General features: G+C 60.2%; 1 protein-coding gene. It reads right to left on the bottom strand.

Translation table 11 applies throughout. The features are described 5' to 3' along the window. On the bottom strand, positions 1-1,185 hold a 1,185-nt coding region (locus tag B3397_RS13850), incomplete at its 3' end, for a sigma 54-interacting transcriptional regulator (protein ID WP_296251000.1). Positions 1,186-1,371 lie beyond the last annotated feature (186 nt).

Raw genomic sequence — 1,371 nt, 5'->3', positions numbered from 1 at the left:
CCCTCGAATGTGGCCAAAGAACTCGCTCTCGAACAACTCCGCAGGAATCGCTGCGCAGTTGACCCGGATCAGCGGCTGCCCGCTGCGTCGACTGGCTTCGTGGATGGCGCGGGCGATCAGTTCCTTGCCGGTGCCCGACTCGCCGTGGATCAAGACACTGGCATCTGTGGGCGCGACCACATCGATCTGCTTGATGATCTTCAGGATCGGCTCGCTCTGACCGACAATTTCCCGGTAGTTGTGCTCGATCTGGATCTCTTCCTGCAGGTAGGCGTTCTGCTCTTCCAGGCGCTCCTTGAGCAGCTTGAGTTCCTGCAGTGCGGTTTGCAGCTGAAGCTCGGTGGTGCGCCGTTCGGTGATATCGCGAAACACCACCACTGCACCTACCAAGCGGCCCTCGGCGATCACGGGGGTGCTGGTGAATTCAACTGGAAACGAGCTGCCATCGCGGCGCCAGAACACTTCCTGCCGTCCTTCGTGAACCACGCCGTCGTGCACTGCCCGGTAGATGGGGCAATCCTCGACCGGGTAGTGCGAACCGTCGGCATGGCTGTGGTGGTGAATACGGTGGATATTCTTGCCGATCATGTCCTTGGGCTCCCAACCCAGCATGCGCGCGCCTGCCGGATTGACGAAGGTGGCCAGCCCTTGGTTGTCGATGCTGTAGATGCCGTCGCCGACCGCGCTGAGCAACAGCTGGTTGTCCCGCTCGGTTTCCTGGAACAGGTTGAGAATATTGCGCCACTCCAGCAGCCCGCCGCGCATGGTCCGCTCGGTCTCTGCCTGATCGCGCTGATATTGCTGCTCGCTGCGCGCCTGTAACACCAGAATCAGCTGTAACTGGCCTTTGACGCTCAGGGTGGTGGCCGAGATTTCGAGCTGGATGCGCTCGCCGCTCTTGCAATTGCAGCTCAGCTCGTCGGACCAGCCCCGGCCTTTCTCCAGCACCGCCTGACTGAATACGATCAGGTCGGCCATCTGATGACCGAACAGACGGCTGACGGGCAGCTCCAGCAGTTCATGCCTGGGGTACCCGAGCAGGGTGCACGCGGCAATGTTCAGATCGCCGAAGCGATCGCCATAGGGATCGAGCAAGGCGATGGCCTGGGCGCAGTGTTCGAATACTCGGTGTCGTGAGGCGTAGGCCAGGTCGGCCCAGTGGCTCATGGAATCGTCATCGGCCATACGAGATCTCGTGAGAGTGGCTACGAACAGTCGTAGTTCTACGCGATTGCGTAGTTGAGCAACAGGTGCAGTTGCGCCGGCTGAAACCGGATCAGCCACGTTTCTTCAGGGCTTTCATGAAGATAGAGGCGACTTGCTGAACCCTGAAAAAACTGGCACGCCGTTCGCTCTGTTCCTTGCAACCGA

The sequence above is a fragment of the Pseudomonas sp. UBA4194 genome (assembly GCF_002379585.1).
Taxonomy (GTDB): Bacteria; Pseudomonadota; Gammaproteobacteria; order Pseudomonadales; family Pseudomonadaceae; genus Aquipseudomonas.
This window is presented reverse-complemented; position numbering and strand designations above follow the sequence as displayed.